The organism is Thermomonospora curvata DSM 43183 (assembly GCF_000024385.1).
GTDB classification, from domain to species: Bacteria; Actinomycetota; Actinomycetes; order Streptosporangiales; family Streptosporangiaceae; genus Thermomonospora; species Thermomonospora curvata.
The window spans coordinates 985,164-1,004,456 of record NC_013510.1 but is presented as its reverse complement, the minus strand read 5'-3'; the positions used below and the strand labels follow the sequence as shown (position 1 = coordinate 1,004,456).

Annotated in this window: 20 protein-coding genes, 1 tRNA gene and 1 CRISPR repeat array; of the genes, 10 read left to right on the top strand and 11 right to left on the bottom strand. The window is 70.1% G+C overall.

Going from position 1 to position 19,293, the window contains the following annotated elements:
• Nucleotides 1-747 precede the first annotated feature (747 nt).
• The 4 genes from TCUR_RS26915 to TCUR_RS24650 all read right to left on the bottom strand — a co-directional run bounded on the left by TCUR_RS26915 (nucleotide 748) and on the right by TCUR_RS24650 (nucleotide 3,237).
• Nucleotides 748-915, bottom strand: coding sequence for a hypothetical protein (locus TCUR_RS26915; RefSeq protein WP_012851272.1), 168 nt, complete (start codon nucleotides 913-915; stop codon nucleotides 748-750).
• 288 nt (nucleotides 916-1,203) lie between these two features.
• Nucleotides 1,204-2,199, bottom strand: a complete 996-nt coding sequence (locus TCUR_RS04420; RefSeq protein ID WP_012851271.1) for a hypothetical protein — start codon at nucleotides 2,197-2,199, stop codon at nucleotides 1,204-1,206.
• Nucleotides 2,200-2,438: 239 nt separating this feature from the next.
• Nucleotides 2,439-2,768 (bottom strand): restriction endonuclease, encoded by a 330-nt coding sequence (locus TCUR_RS24655; RefSeq protein ID WP_052305413.1) that lies wholly within the window; start codon nucleotides 2,766-2,768, stop codon nucleotides 2,439-2,441.
• A gap of 4 nt (nucleotides 2,769-2,772) precedes the next feature.
• The gene (locus TCUR_RS24650; RefSeq protein WP_052305412.1) at nucleotides 2,773-3,237 is read right to left on the bottom strand and encodes a winged helix-turn-helix domain-containing protein; all 465 of its coding nucleotides are present in this window, start codon (nucleotides 3,235-3,237) and stop codon (nucleotides 2,773-2,775) included.
• Nucleotides 3,238-3,704: 467 nt separating this feature from the next.
• Between TCUR_RS24650 and TCUR_RS04410 the strand changes: the two genes are divergently transcribed.
• Nucleotides 3,705-3,777: transfer RNA gene (locus TCUR_RS04410), tRNA-Arg, on the top strand.
• 208 nt (nucleotides 3,778-3,985) lie between these two features.
• On the opposite strand, the gene TCUR_RS04405 is transcribed toward TCUR_RS04410, so the two are convergent.
• The 4 genes from TCUR_RS04405 to TCUR_RS04390 all read right to left on the bottom strand — a co-directional run bounded on the left by TCUR_RS04405 (nucleotide 3,986) and on the right by TCUR_RS04390 (nucleotide 5,926).
• Nucleotides 3,986-4,279, bottom strand: a complete 294-nt coding sequence (locus TCUR_RS04405) for a tyrosine-type recombinase/integrase (protein WP_281055200.1) — start codon at nucleotides 4,277-4,279, stop codon at nucleotides 3,986-3,988.
• A gap of 194 nt (nucleotides 4,280-4,473) precedes the next feature.
• Nucleotides 4,474-4,899, bottom strand: coding sequence for a hypothetical protein (locus tag TCUR_RS04400; RefSeq protein ID WP_012851269.1), 426 nt, complete (start codon nucleotides 4,897-4,899; stop codon nucleotides 4,474-4,476).
• 92 nt (nucleotides 4,900-4,991) lie between these two features.
• Nucleotides 4,992-5,279: a hypothetical protein gene (locus TCUR_RS04395; protein ID WP_245536973.1), complete on the bottom strand. Its 288-nt coding sequence runs from the start codon at nucleotides 5,277-5,279 to the stop codon at nucleotides 4,992-4,994.
• A gap of 341 nt (nucleotides 5,280-5,620) precedes the next feature.
• Nucleotides 5,621-5,926: a hypothetical protein gene (locus tag TCUR_RS04390; protein ID WP_012851267.1), complete on the bottom strand. Its 306-nt coding sequence runs from the start codon at nucleotides 5,924-5,926 to the stop codon at nucleotides 5,621-5,623.
• A 212-nt stretch (nucleotides 5,927-6,138) separates the two neighbouring features.
• On the opposite strand from TCUR_RS04390, the gene TCUR_RS04385 reads away from it, so the two are divergent.
• From TCUR_RS04385 to TCUR_RS04350, 8 genes are all read left to right on the top strand, one after another.
• Entirely contained in the window at nucleotides 6,139-6,954 is an 816-nt protein-coding gene (locus TCUR_RS04385; protein WP_217265449.1) for a DUF5919 domain-containing protein, read from the top strand.
• Nucleotides 6,951-7,769: an inositol monophosphatase family protein gene (locus TCUR_RS04380; protein ID WP_012851265.1), complete on the top strand. Its 819-nt coding sequence runs from the start codon at nucleotides 6,951-6,953 to the stop codon at nucleotides 7,767-7,769. Before TCUR_RS04385 ends, TCUR_RS04380 begins: the two co-directional genes overlap by 4 nt.
• Before the next feature lie 594 nt (nucleotides 7,770-8,363).
• A CRISPR array of direct repeats spans nucleotides 8,364-8,653; the repeat unit is 30 nt; unit sequence GTTGCGATCCCTCCGAGGGGTGATGAGGAC.
• 882 nt (nucleotides 8,654-9,535) lie between these two features.
• Nucleotides 9,536-10,672: a DUF371 domain-containing protein gene (locus TCUR_RS04375; protein WP_012851264.1), complete on the top strand. Its 1,137-nt coding sequence runs from the start codon at nucleotides 9,536-9,538 to the stop codon at nucleotides 10,670-10,672.
• A gap of 16 nt (nucleotides 10,673-10,688) precedes the next feature.
• Nucleotides 10,689-11,354 (top strand): rRNA methyltransferase, encoded by a 666-nt coding sequence (locus tag TCUR_RS04370; protein ID WP_012851263.1) that lies wholly within the window; start codon nucleotides 10,689-10,691, stop codon nucleotides 11,352-11,354.
• A gap of 42 nt (nucleotides 11,355-11,396) precedes the next feature.
• Nucleotides 11,397-11,837 (top strand): SRPBCC family protein, encoded by a 441-nt coding sequence (locus TCUR_RS04365; RefSeq protein ID WP_012851262.1) that lies wholly within the window; start codon nucleotides 11,397-11,399, stop codon nucleotides 11,835-11,837.
• Nucleotides 11,838-12,099: 262 nt separating this feature from the next.
• Nucleotides 12,100-12,630 carry a B3/B4 domain-containing protein gene (locus TCUR_RS04360; protein WP_086014593.1) on the top strand — a complete coding sequence of 177 codons (531 nt, stop codon included), beginning with the start codon at nucleotides 12,100-12,102 and terminating at the stop codon, nucleotides 12,628-12,630.
• 107 nt (nucleotides 12,631-12,737) lie between these two features.
• Entirely contained in the window at nucleotides 12,738-13,355 is a 618-nt protein-coding gene (locus TCUR_RS04355; protein ID WP_012851261.1) for a LysE family translocator, read from the top strand.
• A 15-nt stretch (nucleotides 13,356-13,370) separates the two neighbouring features.
• A complete protein-coding gene (locus TCUR_RS04350) occupies nucleotides 13,371-13,970 on the top strand; it encodes a phosphoribosylanthranilate isomerase (protein WP_012851260.1) in 600 nt (199 codons plus the stop codon).
• A gap of 151 nt (nucleotides 13,971-14,121) precedes the next feature.
• Here TCUR_RS04350 and TCUR_RS04345 read toward each other — a convergent pair whose 3' ends face one another.
• On the bottom strand, nucleotides 14,122-15,624 hold the full coding sequence (locus TCUR_RS04345) for a peroxidase family protein (protein WP_012851259.1): 1,503 nt from the start codon (nucleotides 15,622-15,624) through the stop codon (nucleotides 14,122-14,124).
• Nucleotides 15,625-16,098: 474 nt separating this feature from the next.
• Here TCUR_RS04345 and csrA point away from each other — a divergent pair, with 474 nt between their 5' ends.
• The gene (csrA, locus tag TCUR_RS04340; RefSeq protein ID WP_012851258.1) at nucleotides 16,099-16,281 is read left to right on the top strand and encodes a carbon storage regulator CsrA; all 183 of its coding nucleotides are present in this window, start codon (nucleotides 16,099-16,101) and stop codon (nucleotides 16,279-16,281) included.
• A gap of 109 nt (nucleotides 16,282-16,390) precedes the next feature.
• On the opposite strand, the gene TCUR_RS04335 is transcribed toward csrA, so the two are convergent.
• A complete protein-coding gene (locus TCUR_RS04335; protein WP_012851257.1) occupies nucleotides 16,391-18,073 on the bottom strand; it encodes an AMP-binding protein in 1,683 nt (560 codons plus the stop codon).
• A 381-nt stretch (nucleotides 18,074-18,454) separates the two neighbouring features.
• A complete protein-coding gene (locus TCUR_RS04330) occupies nucleotides 18,455-19,255 on the bottom strand; it encodes a LuxR C-terminal-related transcriptional regulator (RefSeq protein ID WP_012851255.1) in 801 nt (266 codons plus the stop codon).
• Between the last annotated feature and the right edge of the window lie 38 nt (nucleotides 19,256-19,293).

Sequence of the window (19,293 nt, the reverse complement as noted above, 5' to 3'; positions counted from 1 at the left end):
TCGACGGCTTCGCAGGGGGCATGGACGCCGACGCGGACGGCACGGGCGTCTTGGCCTTCGGCTTCGGTTCCGGCTGCGCCGCAGTCCCCACCGGCCGCGGCGGCACGTACTTGCCGAACGTCGGGTGCGCCTCCGGGGTCCCCGTCCACGGCTCGGCCGTTCTCCCCTGCACCCCCATGGCCGCGCCCTGCGGTCCACGCCGCGGCCGGTCGTCGGACCCCGACAGCGCCACGGCCCCCGCCAGCAGCCCGAGAACGGCCAGGGACCCGCCGAGCACCCCGGCTCCCCGTCTGCTTCGGAACCACCGGCTGCCGGCGCTCCGTCCACGATGCCGTCCCGCCACGGCAGACAGGGTATCGATCAGCCCATATTCGCAACACTCATCCCATCCGCATCCGCTTCCCCACTGTTGTCAGCGGACACACAACGACTGCTCATCCGCCGATCCCGCAGCCACGGGCTCCTCGTCTCCGCCGCCACCCGTTGTGTCCGCTCCCAGTTCTTTCCTCGTTCCGCACTCCCCCGTGGCCGGACGCTCACCCGCTCGCAACGGCCCGTCCAGCGCCTCACCGCACACTTGGACGAGCGTCCCAGCGCTCAGAGCCCTGTTGCTTCGGATGGAATCGAGCGACGACCATCCCATTGGCATCGGCTCCAGTAGATGAGCACCTGCGCCGACTCTTGCCGTTCACGGGAGAGAGCAGGGTTTTCCCAAGGCGCTCCTCTCCTCCTCGGAGTCCGCGTCGATCAGTCGCGTTCCTCATTGAGCGGCACGGACGCGGCCTGCTGTGCCGCATGCGTCCATGCACCGCCGAGCGCGACTCCCCACCAGCGGTCGTGCACCATCCACTGAACCTTTTTCAACACGTGGTCCTGGGTGCCGGAGACGGGAGCCCCGGCGGTATCCGAAGTCACGGCGCCGTTCCTGATTGCGAGGCCCCCGTCCCCACCTGCGGGAACGTCGTGTTGAAAAGGTTCACTGGTCGCTCTCGAGCCGGCGGGCCGGGCCAAGGGATTCAACGGCGTCGCCGAAGGAGCGCTCGGCAAATCCTCCTGCAGCACGTCCGGCGGCTCACCGAATGGCGGCTTGCTGCCGGAAGGGACCGACCTGCGAGCGTCCCTCCAGGGGCGCCCACGGCGATCCGGCCGCCCTCGAGCCGAAGATCTCCACGTTCCGGGCGCGGGGCGCCTCCCCCTTCGAGCTCATCTGGTCAGGCGCAGCGCCTCGAACGCGAACGCCGTCGCCGCCTGGCGCAAGGGCTCGGGCGGATCCCCGCAGAACACCACGACCCAGCGCAGGAACTTCGCCACGACGACCGCCGCCGTCTCCCCGTCCCCCTCTGTGATCAGTGCGAAGGCGACACCGGGCCGGTCCTCGCCGCCCGGGTGGGGGACGATCCGGCCGAGCGGGGTCCGATCAGGTGCCAAGATCTCCAGCCGGGGCGGGGAGACGCTGCTCCTGCGCACCACCAATGCCGGCCTGCCATCGGCATCGAACACCGCGAACCCCCCGGCCAGCCGCGCAATGAAGAACGCGACACCGCCCGAGGGAACACGGGCGGTGACAAAGGGACGCGAGGTCGCGAATCGTCGCCCTCCGCGCTGCGCGGACTCCACGCCGCTCAAGACGATCGGCGGGCGGGAGGAAGCGCGAAATCTCAGCAGCGTCCGGCCGTGTCCGTCGCGGAACCGGCGCCGCCCCATCAGGCCGTCCGCCTCGCCGACTTCGGCGAGCACTCGCCGTGCCCGGGCCCGTGCCCGGAAAAGGAAGTAAAGGGCGACCCCCGCCACCGGCAGACTCACCGCCCACATGAGCGCCCCGGGGATCAGCGCGTGCCGCGAACGGCCCAGGCCACCGGCGTACGGGCCGAGCGGCCCCACCCGCACCGGGACCTCCCGCCCGATGTCGTCCCCGCCGACCCCGGAGACATGACCGGAGCCCCGGGCGCCGTCGGCGAAACGCCAGCTGCCGCGGCAGTCCAGGTACGTGGTGTCGTGACGCACCTGGCGCCGCTCGCACGCCTCGATGGTGGCCACGGCCCGTTCTCCCCACACGACCGTGTAGACGACCGCTCCGGGGAGGATGAGCATGAAGAACGCCGACAGCAGCAAAGCGAGGACGAAGCAGGCCGGAGCGGCGGCGGCCGCGAAGAACCTCTTGGACGCCGCCCACCGGTCCGGCTTCGCCACAACGGTCATTCCGTCCCTCTTCCGTCAGAGCATGCCGCGCCGGGCGGGATTCGCCACCGGGCCATCATGCGGCAGAGGACGTCCCGTATGACCGAAGAGCCGCCGAACACTTGCTGAAGCTCGCTCGCCATGCGCGGGAACCGGCATTCCACGGCCTTCGGGTCGCGCAGCGGAACACAGGGCCGGTCAGACAGGGGCGTTCAGCGGCCACGAGGTCATGCCCAGCGAAGCAGCAGCCCGTGGCCGGCTCATTCGCCGCTGAAGAAGTCCTCGTCGATCTTCTTGATCGTGACGGTTTGGGCTTCCTGGACGCCACAGTCGTAGACGATCATGAGTTCACCCAGGCGCCGGCCGTCGATCAGGACGATCCGGGAAGGGACCTTCTCCGCAAAGTCGATGGCGTCCGGGGAGAAACCGGTGGTGGCGATGAAGATCCCCCGGGAAGCCTGAGCGCCCTGCAGCGCGCCGGCGAAGGCCTGGACGTCGGGACGCCGCACCATCCGGTCGGCGGCATAGCGTTTGGCCTGGATGTAGACGACGTCCAACCCGAGAGGGTCCTGGCGGATCAGGCCCTCCACACCCTCATCCTGGGCCGCCGAGACGGCGCACCTCGCCCTCAGGGCCGCCGTAACCCATCCGGGACAACAGCTTCACCACGCAGCGTCCCAGAAACTCCGGGGGCGCCCCGCGAAGCCGTTCGACCAGCTCATCGGCCAGTGCCGCGTGCGCCTCGGCGACCAAGTGGGGGATCAGCTCCAACGGAGAGGCGTCCGCCGGTGACAGATCCGCCTCACCGGCCGACTCGGCGGGCCTGCGACGGCGAGCGCGGAACTCGCGGTACTCGGCGAACCGGCTCAGCACCTTCATGTCCACGCGGTCCGGGTGCCCGGCCAGGGCTTTCCGTCCCCGGCCGGTGATCCGGGTGACGCCTCGACGAGGCCGCTCCAGCAGCCCGGCTTGGGCCATGTGCGTGATGGACCAGGTGATCCGGTTGTTGAACAGCTTCTGCCCGCCTGAGGGCAGCAGCCCCGCACAGCTCCTCCGCACTCAGCCCGAAATGGTCGGCCATCGCCGCGACAACCGCGGCAGACTCATGATCACCGCGCCACCAGCGTGAAGGACCGCATCAGGGTCTGGAAGTCGGGGATCGGCCCGACACTCCCCCGAACGGCACGAACTCGAACAGAAGCCGCCCTGACCGATGAGACGAGGCCTCCTCGATCAAGCAAACCGCCAGCCTTCGGGCAAGACAACGGACAGAGATCGCCGCAACCGTCACCCATGCCCCCTGCCCCGGGGGCCATACGACCGGCCCGAGACGCCGCTCCCAGCCCGCTGGGCCCCGGGCAGGTACGCCAATAACCCCGCGCGGGAGAGGCAGCGGACGGCGTACCCTGGACCCGGACGACGGTCAGCGGCCAGAGCGCCTACCCGGACACGGGGCAATATGCACGCAATGGCCGCCGCGTGCAGCGGATAGCCGGGCGGGTCCGCTAGGCTCTGACCTGCGTTGGGCCCCCGTAGCTCAGGGGATAGAGCAACGGTTTCCTAAACCGTGTGTCGCAGGTTCGAATCCTGCCGGGGGCGCTCAAACGATCAGGCGAAACAGCCTCTGGCCTGCGCTTTCTCACTTCTCCCCCATGATCGGCGTATGCAGCCGAGTGCCACCGTGAGCAGGCCCGGAGCACCGTTCGCGGGATATACGCGGGATGAGATTCAAGGCATCGCCGCAGGTCAGAGCCCCGAAAACACAAGGGCTCCGGGATGCCCCGGAGCCCGTGAAGCGCAGGCCCGCTCACGCCGCCAACGCCCGTTCGATCAGCCGGTTGATCCGCTCCTCATCCCCGTCCATGCAGCCCGCGTAGACCTTCCACAGCACATCGACGCTGTGGCCCAGCCGCCGAGCCGCCTCCTTGGGCGGGACACCGGAGTTCAGAAGCAGCGTCGCGCAAGCGTGCCGCAGATCGTAGGGACGGCCGGCCAGCGGCGAGAGCTGCTGTTCGGGCGACAGGCCGATCCTGCGCGCCTCCTCCCAGACCCGCGACAGCGTGGAAGCGGGAATCACACCACCGGTCGAGGTGGCGAACAGCCGGCCATCGGGAGCCGTGCCGAACTCCTTCAGGTGTGCCCGCAGGACGGTGACAGCGAAGACGAAAGTGCCACCGCCCGGTCATAAAGACCACCTGATCACTCAACAGCCCGAGTACCTCGCGCTCCCCCGACTCCGCCCCAAGCAACCGGCTCGCCTCAACACCACTAGAACACGCCCTCGGTGCTGGGCGGTCAGCCGTGGCTGTGAGGGGTCAGAACGAACCCTGCCGCGATCAGTGCCGTGGTGATCTCCCCGATCCGCCGCGGCCCCAGCCCACGAACGTGTTGGAGTTCGTTGTCTTCCCACAGCCGCAGCACCTGGCCCACCGTCACCCTGTCCCTCAGGTGGGACCGCAGCGGGTTGGCCGCATGCCGCGACAGGCCCAGGCAGGCCAGTGGGCAGTCCCGCGTCACCGGAACCATCCCACTGTGGTCATGCACCTCTGCCCGCCCGGTTCCCGACGCGGTACCCGGGAACCGGGCGTCCAGGTCGGCCAGGGCATCGGTGGCGTGGCGGACCCGCCGGATCGCCAGCGCCCGTTCCCGCGCGCTGATCGTCTGGGAGACCGTCCAAGGCCCATACACCCGGACCACTGCCTGCAGATACCACTTCTGCACCGCCACATCCCCCGCAACCGGCCTCACCCGGCCACCCGGGCCGATGGCAGCGGCAGGAGGGGACGGCTTGCTCGGGCTCGTGGCCGCCGCAGTCATCGGACCACCCGTCCGGTCAGGGCTGCGGTCACCCGGTCGGCCACCGCCTCCGGATCGCCGACCGGGCCGATTTCGCCTCCGGTGTCGGCCCAGGTGAACACCCAGCCGCCGGCTTCTTCCCGGCAGCTCACTTCGACCGCGTGTGACGCCGCTCCCTGCCTTATGACCCGCAGCACCCGCAGCCCGTCCCGTTCGACCAGCCCACACAGCAGACCGGGCCGCCGGCACAGCTCGGCATCCAACGCGGCCAGGTGCCCCCGGCGAGGCCCGAACGTCCCGGCCACGTTCGCAGCCTTGAATCGCTCTCGTTCAAAACCCAAGGTCCCGCTCCCGACTCGTCTTTGACGCGGGACCGACGACACGGCAAGGTGACCGTCTTTCCCTCCCCTGGACGATCCGGTCAGGAAGAGGCCCTGTGCCGCGCCCGGCCACCTGCCACGCCACCGGCCCCGCAGCCCATCACGCCGCTTCAGCTCGCTGAGAAGGCGAGCACCATGAACACGGCGTCCGCTTACGCTCCGGTCCCGGTCCACCGCCGCGCCCCCGCCACACCAGCAGCCCTCGGCTCGCCGACACCCACTTCCAGCCACGCCCCCGGCACGGCGAATCCTGCTTGGCCTGTCCGTTATTCACCGGTGATCGCCGCCGTTCCGTTGGCATAGCCGTTCTGCAAGCTCACGTACTTGGCGATCTCAGCCGCCGCGCCCATCACGTCCGTGGTGGGGTGCTTGCTGTCGCCCCGCCGCCAGGTGAAGACCCGCCCGGAGGCACTGACGAACACCCACACGTACACACCCGGAATGGCCGTCCCGATCGCCAGGCCCGCCACCCCTTCACTGATCTCAGCCCCGAGACCCAGCCGCGCGAGCGCATCCCGCAACGCGCCCAGGAGCCGCAGCTCCTGTTCTCTGCTGATCCCCTCGCTTGCCATGGCACGAGCATCCGCCCAGCTCGTGTCGCATCTCGATGCTGCGAATCAGTCGTCTTGGACGTCTGTATCCCGCGACTGTCTCATGTTTGTCTCATGTCGCAGCCTGATCCGGATCAGCCTGCTTTTCAGAGGCGAGAAAGGAACGTCCGGTGTCCCCCACGCCGATCCTGCTTCATGTGCTCCCACAAGAACGACAATTGCTCCGATATGGAATGTTTTGCGCCGAATACAACAAAGTCGCGCGCAGAGTTGATCCCCGTCTAGTAGACGCCCCACCCAGCCGCGCCCAGTTTCACCGCTGGATCACCGGTCGGCTCAAACGACCACCCAACACCGACTACTACCGGGTCCTGGGCGCCATGTTCCCCGACTGGACGGTTGAGCAACTGTTCGCCCCATGCCCGCCGGACGTCCTCAACCAGCGCAGCCAACCACCCGCCGTCGAGCGCACCGACCTGGACGGCCACGCCGACCGCATCAGCGCCGAAGGCTATGCGGACGTGACCGCCATCTTCCCCACCCGCGCAGAGTTCACCTTCGCCCGCCCCACGCACACTCTGTTCGACGGCGCCAAGAGCATCCGCGCCGCCGGCCTGTCCCTCAACCTGCTCTGCCAGCAGTACCCCGACCAGCGCCTATACCAGTTGATCGAGGGCGGCACGACCCTGCAATGCTTGTTCCTGGACCCCGATGGCCAGGCCATCCAGGCCCGCGAGCAGGAGGAGGGTTACACCGATCACCACCTGGTCACCCTCACCCGCCTCAACATCGAAGTCCTCACCCGACTCCGCAAACGGCTGCCGCCCGAGGCCGCCGAACGCCTGGAGATCGCCGTCTACGACGAGACCGTCCGCTTCAACATCACCCTCATCAACGACCAGACCTGCATCATGCAGCCCTACCTGCCGCAGGCCCGCGGAGTGGACTCCCCCACCTTCATCATCGAACGCCGGCCATCGGGTAACGGCCTGTACGCCACGTTCGAGCAGATCTTCACCTCTCTGTGGGAACGGAGCACACCCCTATGACCAGCACGCCCGCGCCGGCATCGCTGCTCCCCACCGCTTTGGAAGCCGTCGCCCTCGCCAGTGACCTGATGCGCACCCGCGTCCCGGGCCTGCTCACCGCCAAAGGCGACCGCGACATGGCCTCCGAAGTCGACTACGCCATAGAACGCGCCGTCCGCGACCACCTACGCACCCAAACCCCCGACATCGCCTTCCTCGGTGAAGAAGAAGGAAAACGCGGCACCGGCGACCTCATGTGGGTCCTCGACCCCGTGGACGGCACCGCCAACTACGTCCGCAACCTCCCCCTGTGCGGCATCTCCCTGGCCCTCCTGCACCAGGGCCGCCCCATCGTCGGCGTCATCGACCTGCCCTTCCTGGGCACCCGCTACCACGCCGCCCACGGCATCGGCGCCTACCAGGCAGACCGCCGCCTCCAGGTCAGCATGACCACCGACCTCAAAGACGCCATCGTCGCCCTAGGCGACTACGCCGTGGGCGAAGGCGCCGAAACCGAAAACCGCCTCCGCCTGGCCCTCACCGAACGCCTGGCCGCCCGCGTCCAACGCATCCGCATGCTCGGCTCCGCCGCCCTCGACCTGGCCTGGGTCGCCGACGGCAAACTGGACGCCGCCATCATGCTGTCCAACAAACCCTGGGACACCGCCGCCGGCGTCCTCATCGCCCGCGAAGCCGGAGCCGCCGTCATCGACACCGACGGCACTGACCACACCCTCACCTCCACCGCCACCATCGCCACCACCCCCAACCTCACCGATCAAGTGACCACCCTCATCCAAGAGAGCCGCGAGCACATCCTCCATGAGCTGAAGTAGGAGGACCTTCGTTCTCGACTAGAAGTTCTGCACAAGCTCAAGCCCGCCCACGTCAGTGGGTAGGGACGGTTCACCTGAGCCAGGCAGCAACCTCCACAGGTCGCCCCTGGCCTAGCCGGCTGTTTTTTCAGAAGGACTAGGAGCCCTCACGGAGAGCTTCAGCTTCCAACCAGACGTTAGTCGCCTCATCATGGCGCCCCAGCTTCGAGAAGGTAACACCGAGGTTGTGCAGGGAGAAGGCGAGATCAGAGCGATAGCGATCAGGATAGACCCCAGCCAACTCACGGTAATCAGAAAAGTGCGCATCCAGCACCGTGCCCAGTTCTAGACGTCTACTTGGCCTTTGGAGTTGCCGAATTCAGCTCATTGACATCAAGAGCGGCGGCGCTACGCGCCGCCGCTCCGGCCCGCCGACCTCGCCGGGCCGGACAACGCCCAAAGCCGATTAGAACTCCCGCCGCAACACAACCGCTCCTCATAAGAGCGATGTGGCTGCCCGCGACCACACCACCCACGCCGTCAAGGCCAGGTCGCGTCTCCCTGAGGGGTGATGAGGACGCTCCGGTCCGGGCTCTGCCAAGACTCCAGGAACCCGTTGCGATCCCTCCGAGGGGTGATGAGGACGTGGCACTGGCGGACACGGGCCGGGCCAAGAGGCGTTGCGATCCCTCCGAGGGGTGATGAGGACCAGGGCGCGCACCGCGGCTGCTTGGGTCCGCCAGGGTTGCGATCCCTCCGAGGGGTGATGAGGACGTGACGGACATGCCGGAGACGTGCTGCGGGTACTGGTTGCGATCCCTCCGAGGGGTGATGAGGACGCCCATCCCTGAGGACCTGTTGGCGCGGCTCGCCAGGTTGCGATCCCTCCGAGGGGTGATGAGGACCCCAGGGTAAAGCCGCAGGCCACAGGGACGGAAGCCCACCGGATACGGCCCGATTTTGCAGCGGACCGCCGGTTGTGCATCCGCCCTGGTAGAACGCGCAAACCAGCGCGACGGGAGCAGGAACCATCACGAGCACGGTAGCCCGCCGGCGGGCATCGTGCCGCCGACTTGAGCGAGCTCCCCTCTGGGGGACTGCGCCGTCCCCCAGACCCCCTGCGCCCCGGAGCGCCCGTCCGCGCGATGCCGTCTGTCCCACCTGCTGACCGTCCGCACGGACGAGCACTCCGGACCTATCCCCGCCGACAGCGGTGGCGGCAACGCTGACGGCGACAGCGACGCACCGGGACGGGGCCGTCAACGGCCGGCCAGCGGCACCACAGGTGTTGATGACCTTGGGGCGGGACGAACTGACAAGGATGAAGGCCGAGGACGCCGAGCGATTGCCGAAAGCTGAGGCCCTGAAGAGGCCTTCGGCCGTCGCGGGATATGCGCGGGATGGAAAGCGTCCAGGTTGCACCCGGCGAGGATGTTCGGGCAGGTGAGAGCGCCGACGAGGGTGGAACGACCGCTCGATTCCCAAACCGTGTGTCGCAGGTTCGAATCCTGCCGGGGGCGCCGCTTAGACATGAGGAAGCTCCTTCCGCTGGCGGAAACGCAGGTAGAGGGGGCTGTTTCGTGCATGCGGCTGTGCCTTGCGTGTAAGGGTCTATGGCCGCAGTGAAGGGGGCAGAACAGGTCGTTCGGCAGTGGCGCTTCGTGGTGGTGCGGACGCGAGGCGTGCTTCATGCTTCGGGAGTGGTGGGCCGGGGTGCCGGGCGTCGGTGGGGGTGCTGCCTGGTAGCGCGTTGGTAGCGTGGCCGCTATGCAGGTGGGAACGCGGGGGTGTGGGTGACCCGGCGGGTGGTCGTGCGGGCTCGTGGTCATCCCCTGATCCGGGCGACTCATGGCAAGACCTTGGAGTTCACCCGCGAGGCGGTCGTGACGGAGCGCGCCACTTGTGTGGTCGGAGTCGAGGCGCGGTTCGATCCGGACTCGCTCGGGTTGCTGCGCGGGCGGGTTCGGCTCACGGTGCGGGCGGGTGGGCAGGAGGTCTCTGGTGAGGCGGTGGTCAATCCGGCGCACCGGGTGAGTGAGCGGCTGGTGGTGCGGCGCAGCTTGTTCACCGACCCGGACACGCTGGCGGTGGGGGCGACGCTGACGGCGGCGGAGCTGCCGGCGGAGATGGTGGCGGTGCTCGCCGATGCGGAGGCGGAGGTGACGTTGAGCGTCGCCGAAGTCGAGCCCGCCGAGCCGCTGGTGTTGGTCGGCCGGGACGGTTCGCCGGTTCCGGCCGGGCGGGTGGGACTGTTGTGGAGGAACGCCGATCACGCTGTGCGCCTGGGTTCCGGGGCCGTTCCGGATGCCGGGGCGTTGCTCGAGGACGACGGTGTGGTGGTCGCCGTCACCGTTCCCGGGACGCTGGAGGTGATGCCGCCCCAGGTCGCCGCATGGCTTACGGGTGCGGCCGCCCATGGTGCGCGGATCGCGGTCGCCGGTTCCGGGCCGGTGGAGTCGTTGCTGGCCGCGGGGCTTCCTCCGGCGCCTGCGCTGTGGCTGGGGCGGGTGTCTCGTCGATCGGTGCGGCGTTCTGAGATCGGCGGTCTGCTGCAGGCGGCCTCCGTGCCCGCGGTGTTCACGGTGCCGCTGGAGGAGGCCGGTGCGGTGCTGGAGACGGTGGCCGCCGCCGCTCCCCGGCGGCAGGTCGCCGTCCCGGACGGACGGCTTGATGTGGGCACCAAGATGACCTGGGTGGAGGCCGCTCAAGCCGCGGACGCGGTGGGGCGGCTGCCGGGCGAGGAGGCCACCGTGGTGCTCGCCCCGTCCGGCGGTGGCGAGGTCGTGGCGCTGGAGGGCCTGGTGCGGGCGCTGGCCTCGGCGGGGGTGGCGCCGCGGACGGTGAGTCAGGCGCTGCGTCCGCTCGGCGTCTCCCGGCGCAGGATCTACGAGATCATGGACGCCGGTTCACCGGACGGGCGCTGACGGGGATTGGCGGGGGATGCGGGTTCTCAAGGGAAGTTCCCTGGGCACGATGGACGCCGGCGAGCTGCAGGCCATGCGGCAGGCGGCCGGCCGCGTGCTCATCGACGTGGGCACCGGGGACGCCCGCACCGCCTACCGGATCGCCAGGGAACGGCCGGACTGGCTGGTGATCGGGCTGGATCCGGCCTGGCGGCGGATGGTGCCCACCGCCGTGCGCAGCCGCCGCAAGCCCGCCAAGGGCGGGGTGTCCAATCTCGTCCTGGTGAGCGCCGTCATCGAAGAGCCCCCGCAGGAGCTGGTGGGCCTGGCCGATGAGCTGCTGGTGCTGATGCCGTGGGGGAAGCTGCTGCGCGGCGTCGTCCTCGGTGAGGCGGACGTGTGCGGGGGGCTGCGGGCGGTGGCCAAGGCCGGGGCCACTGTCGACGTCACGGTGGGCACCAGCATCTGGCGTGATCCCGTGCCGTTGGAGATCCGCGACCTGCCGGAGCTGACGCCCGAGTACGCACGCGATGTGCTGTCGGATCGGCTGGCCGCGCTGGGCTGGCGTATCACGGCCGCGGATCTGGTTTCGAGCACGGCGATGGAGCGCATCAATTCCTCTTGGGCGCGCCGGCTGGGGTCCGGGTCGGCCGAAGTGGTCATGCACCTGCGCGCGGTCGCCGTTCCTCCCGCCCGGGAGTGACCTCGCCGGGTTTCACACGCCTTCGGGTGCGAGGATGAGGGCATGGCTCAGATCACTGTCACCGCGGAGAAGACGATCGGCGCCGACGCGGAAAAGGTGTTCGCGGCGATCGGCGACTACCACGGGACGCGGCCGAGGATCCTGACCGATCACTTCAGTGAATACGAGGTGCGCGAAGGCGGCCGGGGCGAGGGGACGAAGGTGCACTGGAAGCTGGCGGCGACCAGCAAGCGCGTGCGCGACTGCCTGATGTCGGTCAGCGTCCCGGACGGCAGCACCCTGGTGGAGCGGGACGCCAACTCCTCCATGGTCACCACGTGGACGGTGTCCCCGGCGGCGGGAGGCGCCCGGGTGCGGATCGTGACGACGTGGAACGGGGCGGGCGGCATCGGAGGGTTCTTCGAGCGCGCTTTTGCGCCCAAAGGGCTCCAGCGGATCTACGACGAGCAGCTCGCCAAGCTGGAGGCCGAGCTCACCGGGTGAGCCCGCCGTGACATGACCCAAGCCGGTCAAAGGGATGCAGCGGGAGAGAGAACGGGCCTATCTATAAAGAGCACCGGACCACCGACCTTTTGGACGGCACCATGTACTTCACCCACGCCGACACGGTCTGGGCCGCGCATCCGAACCTGCGGGCGCTCGCCGTGGTGGTCGACGGCGTGCTCGGCGTCCGGCCCGACGAGCCGCGGCTGCGGGAACTGGCCGCCGCCGTCAACGGCGCCTGGCCTCCGGTCCCGAGTCCGGGATGCCGGAGATCGCCGCCTGGCGCGAGGCGTTCTCCCGGATGGGGCTGAAGCCGACGCAGTACCGGTGTGCTTCGGAAGCGCTGCTGCGGCGTTACCGCAAGGACGGGAGCCTGCCGGAACCGCGCCCTCTGGTCGACTACCTCAACTTCGCTTCGATGGCGTTCGGGATCCCGATCGCCGTGCTCGACCGGGCCGGGATCCCCGGCGGGATCACCGTCCGGCCGGCCGGCGGCTCGGAGCGCTGCCTGACCTTTCGGGGAGCGGTGGAGCATCCGGCGGCAGGAGAGATCATCTTCGCCGATCCCGACGGCAACGCGCACTCGCGGCGCTGGACGTTCCGGCAGAGCGCGCCGCCGGCGGTCTCCGCCCGGACCGAGCGCGCGCTGATCGTCGCCGAGGCGCACCATGCCTCGGCCGGGCGGGACCTGGCGGATCTGGAAGCCGAGCCGCAGGCCGGTCTGAAAGCGCTCGGGGCGCAGGTGGCCAGGTCGATGATGATCGGCCCCAGCGAGCGCCGCCTGGAGCGGTGACCTGCGACCGCCGCGAAGGACACCGAGCCACCGGAAAAAGCAGTATCCCGACAGCCCGGCGCCGGGACCTTGCTCCCCTCCGCCGCGCCGGAGAAAGAGCCCAGACCGTGAGCCCTGAATTCCTGATCACCTCGTTCATCGTCATCGCCTCCCCCGGGACCGGGGCCATCTACACGCTGGCCACCGGGCTGGGACGGGGGTTCCGCAGCAGCGTGGTGGCCGCCTTCGGCTGCACGCTGGGGATCGTCCCCCACCTGGCGGCCGCCGTCATGGGGCTGGCGGCCGTGCTGCACACCAGCGCCCTGGCCTTCCAGACCCTCAAGTACCTGGGCGTGGCCTACCTGCTGTATCTGGCCTGGCAGACGCTGCGCGAGCACGGGACGCTGCGGGTGGAGGCCGGGCGGCAGCAGCAGCGGCAGTCGGCCCGGCGGATCGTCGGCACCGCGATCTCGATCAACCTGCTCAACCCGAAGCTGTCGATCTTCTTCCTGGCGTTCCTGCCGCAGTTCGCGCCCGCCGGCTCGCCGCACTGGCTGACGCACATGCTGACGCTGTCGGCGGTGTTCATGGCGATGACGTTCGTGGTCTTCACCGGTTACGGTGCGTTCGCGGCCGCGGTGCGCGACCATGTCATCTCCCGGCCCAAGGTGATGGCGTGGATGCGCCGCACCTTCGCCGCCGCGTTCGTCGGGCTCGGGGTACAACTGGCCCTGACCGACCGTTGAAAACGAGGGGGACCAGTGTTCGTGAAGGTGTGCGGGCTGCGGACCGAACGGGACGTGGACACCGCCGTCGAGGCGGGGGCCGACGCCGTGGGGTTCGTCTTCGCCGAAAGCCCCCGCCGGGTCGATGCCGACACCGCGCGGCGGCTGGCGCGGCGGGTGCCGGAGCACGTGCTGACGGTCGGGGTGTTCCGCAACCAGCCCGTCTCCCAGGTGCGGGCACTGGCCGAGGCCACCGGCATCCGCGCGATCCAGCTGCACGGGGAGGAGGGCCCCGACCACTACGCCGCTCTCGCCCGGGAGGGGCGCACTTTGATCCGCGGCACCGCCTACCGTGAGCCCGTGCCGCGCTGCGGCGAGTTCGGCGAGGACATCCTGCTGCTGGACTCGGCCGTGCCGGGCTCGGGCACGACCTGGCGGTGGGACGGCGGCCGTCCCCTGCCGTCGGGGGAGCGCTGGCTGCTGGCCGGTGGCCTGACTCCGCACAACGTCCAAAGCGCCATCGAAGCCGCCCGGCCGTGGGGGGTGGACGTCTCCAGCGGTGTGGAGAAAAGCCGCGGCGTCAAGGACCCCGAACTGATCGTCTCCTTCCTCAAGGCCGTCCGCGCCGCGGGCTGAGGACCGGGCGTCCCTTCTGCGAAGCCCCGGCGGCGGTCCGGGCAAAGGAGAAAGGCTCCGCCCGCCTGCGTGTGGGGTCGTGCCGCAGAGGGTGGCGCACGCGGTGCCTTCGTGATGCCGGTGCGGCCGTGCGGGCGGAGCCTGGCCGGGGTCAGATGCCGAAGCCGGTGAACTTGATCAGGTCGGCCATGGTGAAGTCGTCCGGGACGGCCGAGGGCAGGAACGGCCGCCAGCCGGGGTCACAGGACAGATAAGAGGTGGGGTCGGCGGCCAGCAGGCCGCAGAACACCTCGGCGACGATGCGTCCGCCGACCGGGCCGAGGTGGCGGCCGTCGGCGCGCAGCTCGGCCTCGCGCAGCACGTAGTACCACAGCGGCGCCGGGCCCTTTTGCGGCAGGGCCAGTTCGGCGTCGGTCAGCGGGTCGGCGCCCATGGCGCGGGCGACGTCCTGGCCGGAGGGCAGGCCCAGCCGGGCGCCGCGGGTGAGGTTGCGGCGGATCAGCGAGGCCATTCCCGGTGCCTCTTCCGGCGGCAGCTCATTCAGCGGCGGTGCGACCTTGGTGTCGATCCGGCGGCTGAGCTGCGGCGGCTGGTCGGTCTCCTTGTCGATGTCGAAGAAGCGCCGCCACTCGACCTGCCAGCCGGCCGGCAGGGCGCGGAAGCCGCCGAAGTGCCCCAGCGGGTCGGTCTCCACCGGGTCGGAGGTGAAGATCGGCAGCGCGGGCACGGTGGAGTTGAGCCGGTAGCGGGCCCGGACCATGGAGTGGCCGAAGCGGTAGGCGGCGACGGAGAACTCCACCGGCATGAACGGCCGCTCCCGCCAGTGGAAGAACCGCAGGCGGACTTGTTCGACGGGCCGCCCGCCGGGCACCAGCGGTTCGCGCCGCAGCACCTCGCCGAGGGTCTCGCCGCCGACGATGCGGCGCAGGAAGTCGTGGACGACCATCCACTGGTAGTGCCAGCGCACGACGCGCTGGGCGGCGGTGAAGGCGTCCTCCCCGGCGCGCGGGGCGGCCTCGGGGAAGTCGGCCAGCCGCTCCAGGACCCGGTTGTGGAACAACATCATGGTCAGGTGCAGCTGGCTGACGAAGATGTTCTCGTCATTGCGCGGATCGCCGATGATGGCGGTCTGCTGCACATTGCGCGGCAGATCCAGCACATCGTCGTGCTCGCCGATCAGGAAACGCCCGGCGGGCCGGCGCTCGTCGTACAGATAGGGCTGGTCGATCGGGCCCCGGCCGTAGACGCTGTCGAGGTCGAAACCGGGCGAGCGGAAATTGGTCAGCGCATCGGGGTCGTTCTCCCGTTCCAGGCTGGATTGCGGGTCGAAGGTCAGGTCGTGGTCGATGAACTGTCCCAGGTAGGTGTAGCCGGCCGGGATCGCCTCGTTGTCGCGGGCGGGGTTCGCCGGGTCCTGTTCGACCATCGCCGCGGCTATGGCGGCGATCTGGTCGTCCCCCGGCACGAACGGCGGCAGGTTCCGGAACATCCGCCCGAACCGCCCCTCATACAGGGTGGACCTGGGGACGCCGGCCAGCCCGCGGACCAGATGGGCGTGACTGCGCCCGGCCCTGGCCGGCTGCTGCAGCGCATCGCCGTAGCCTGCGATGTCGGCCTCTCGCTGTTCCGGCTGACGCGTTATCGCCGTCGTCATGGCCACTCCGTCCCCCCGTTCCCGGGCCTGTGTGCGGACGCGTTCGCGCCGCCGGCGGCTCTGCCGCGGCGCTCGACCGGGTTCTACCGGACACGCAATCGGCTGAAACGGCGACAATGGCACGGGGGTGACGATTTTCCGCCGTCTTGGGGAACGGCCGATAAATCTTCTGCCCCGCGCCGGGGAATTTGACCGGCGCTTGCGGTGGATTGCACGTTATTCCAACGCCCGGCCTCGGGAGGGCCGGATCTTCCCCCTGGTCGTGAAAACGCCCCCGGCCCGGGCTTCCCGCTGCCGCCTGCGGAGGCGGCGTGCGGAAAGGCCCGTCGTCTTATCCGCCCGCAAGACGGCACGGAGATGGCAACCGGTTTTCCCCGTCAAGGCCACTGGAATGCAGTTGAATGAATCATCTGCCCGTCCCATGACCGGGGACGGGCAGGAACCCCTTTCCCGCCGGTCACCCGAGGAGGCGTTGTGCTCGTCCTGTCCCGCAAGCCGGGCGAGAGGATCATGTTGGGCGACGACATCGTCGTCCAGGTGCTCCAGATCTCCGGGAACTCCGTCCGGATCGGCGTGGAGGCGCCCAGATCGCTGCGGGTGTGGCGGGAGGAGGTCTGGGTCGAGCTCGACCGGAAGGCCGCCCGCCAGACCTCCTGACCCGCCCCGAGCGATCCGCCGAGCACTCTTCGGCACGTGCTCTCAAGCTTCTCGGCGCAGCCATGGGTGCGCGTCCCGGGCCGCCTGCGCCGATGGGCCGAGGAGCCGGTCAGTCGACGCGCAGGTCCTCCTCCCGGTATTCGCGGCCGGACGGCCCCTGCCCGGCCGCCCGGGCGCGCAGCTCGACGCGGCGGATCTTGCCCGAGACGGTCTTGGGCAGCTCGGCGAACTCCAGGCGGCGCACCCGCTTGTAGGGGGCCAGGTTCTCACGGGAGTGGCGGAAGATCTCGGCGGCGGTCTTCTCGTCGGCCGGCCACCCGGCGGCCAGCACCACATAGGCCTTGGGGACGGCCAGGCGCACCGGGTCGGGGGCGGGCACCACCGCCGCCTCGGCGACCGCCTCGTGCTCCAGCAGGACGCTCTCCAGCTCGAACGGGGAGATCCGGTAGTCGGAGGCCTTGAACACATCGTCGGCCCGGCCCACGTAGGTCAGGTAGCCGTCCTCATCGCGGGAGGCGATGTCGCCGGTGTGGTAGTAGCCGTCGCCCATCACATCGGCGGTGCGCTCGGGGTCGCCGTGGTAGCCGGCCATCAGGCCCAGCGGGCGGCGGGACAGGTCCAGGCAGATCTCGCCCTCCTGGGCGGGCTCGCCGGTGACCATGTCGATCAGCTCGACGGCGTATCCGGGCACGGGCCGCCCCATCGAGCCGGGCTTGAGGGGCTGGCCGGGGGTGTTGGCGACCTGCACGGTGGTCTCGGTCTGACCGAACCCGTCCCGGATGGTCACCCCCCAGGCCCGCCGCACCTGCTCGATGATCTCGGGGTTGAGCGGCTCGCCGGCGCCGACCACCTTGCGCGGCGGGTTCTTCAGCCGTCCCAGGTCGGTCTGGATCAGCATGCGCCACACCGTCGGCGGGGCGCACAGGCTGGTCACCTGGCAGCGGTCCAGCTCGGTCAGCAGCCGGTCGGCGTCGAAGCGGGTGTAGTTGAACACGAACACCGTCGCCTCGGCGTTCCAGGGGGCGAAGACGTTGCTCCAGGCGTGCTTGGCCCAGCCCGGCGAGGAGATGTTCAGGTGGACGTCGCCGGGTTCCAGGCCGATCCAGTACATGGTCGACAGGTGCCCGACCGGGTAGGAGACGTGGGTGTGCTCCACCAGCTTGGGGCGGGCCGTGGTGCCGGAGGTGAAGTACAGCAGCAGCGGGTCGGTGGCCTTGGTGGGGCGGTCGGGCCGGTAGTCGGCACTGGCGGTGTAGGCGTCGGCGAACTGGTGCCAGCCGGGCACCGCCTCGCCCACCGCGATGCGGGTGTAGTCGCCGGGGACGTCGTCGAACTTGCCGGTCTGCGCGGAGGAGACGATCACGTGGCGGGCGCCGCCGCGTTCCACCCGGTCGCGCAGGTCGGCGGGGGTGAGCAGGGTGGTGGCGGGGATCAGCACGGCGCCGAGCTTGATGGCCGCCAAGGTGGTCTCCCACAGCTCCCGCTGGTTGCCGAGCATCAGCACGATGCGGTCGCCGCGGCGGACGCCGCGTTCGCGCAGCCAGTTGGCCACCCGGGCGGAGCGGGCCGACAACTCGGCGAATGACAGGCGCTCTTCGGAGCCGTCCTCCTCCACGATCCACAGCGCGGTGCGGTCGTTGCCCTCGGCGATCACGTCGAACCAGTCCAGCGCCCAGTTGAACTCCTCCAGCTCGGGCCAGGAGAAGTCGCGGTAGGCGGTCTGGTAGTCCTCGCGGTGCTCCAGCAGGAAGTCACGGGCGGCGCGGAACGTCTCATGGGCGGGGTGGGACATCGTTGTTCTCCTCGTGCTCAGTTCTCGTCCGGGCCGAGCGGTTCCCCGGAGCGCTCGCGCATCTGCTTGTGGCGGGTCTTCCCCGTCAGGGGCGGGGGAACGACCCGGCGAGGGCTCCGGCCGCGGGCGGGGCCTGCGGCGGCCGGTTCGGGAGGGCCCGCGCAAGGCTCGGTCCAGACCGCCTGGCGGGGGTCGCGGGCATGCCGAAGGCGCGGTTGGACGTCGTGGCCATGCGAACGCCTCCCGGGGCAGGACCTGTGACGGCCATCACGGGGCTGGGGTCAGCGTGACCGATCCGGGAGGCGGCCACTACTCCCTTTGGTGGGTATTGAGCGTCCTCGCCTGCGCAAAAATGCGGGCCGGGGCCGCTTGAGCCCCGGGTCAGAGGGGGTAGCCGAGGGCGCGGGCGCGGTTGACGGCCTCCATGCGGTTGCGGCAGCCGAGTTTGCGCATCACGCTGCGCAGGTACGCCTTGACGGTGCCGGGGGTCAGGCCCATCCGGGCGGCGATCTCGGCGTTGGGGAGGCCTTGGGCGGCGTGGCTGAGCGCCTCGTGCTCGCGCCGGGACAGCCGCCCCGCCGCGGGCGGTGCGGCCGGCCGGGTCTCGGCGGCCAGCCGGCGGCGGACGGCCTCCAGTTCCGCTCGGACGGCGGGGTCGTGGACCCGTGCGATGACCCTCTCCAGGTCCCGGCAGGCTTCGCGGAGCCGCAGGTGGACGGCGGGCGGCTGCTGGGCGGCGGCCATGCGCTGCCGCACCTCGCCGGCCAGGCTCATCGCCAGGCGCTGCATCCGCTCGCCGAACTCCAGCCGCTGCCGCAGCCCCGCATACAGCACCCCGGTGACCTGCCCGGCGGTCAGCAGCGGGACCGCCAAGATGGCGTGCAGCCCTTCGCGGGCGACCGGCCGGTCGTAGTGGTGGCTGATCTCGCGGGCGTGCAGGTAGTCGGTGACCGTGACGGGCCGCCGCAGCGCCATCGCCTTGCCGCCCAGCCCGGTGCCGCTGCGCACCACCAGGTCCTGCAGCGCGGTGGTGCGCGCGCCGCGCAGCCGTGAGATCACCACGCACTGCTCGCCGGGCAGGGCGCGGGCGCCGAAGGCCACGTCCACCCCGGCCCTGTCCACCAACCGGACGAGCGCATCGTCGACGGCGCTCGCCCACACCTCGTCCGCAGCCGCGGCCATCACACCACCTCACCGTCCCTTGCGGTGACGCCCGTCAC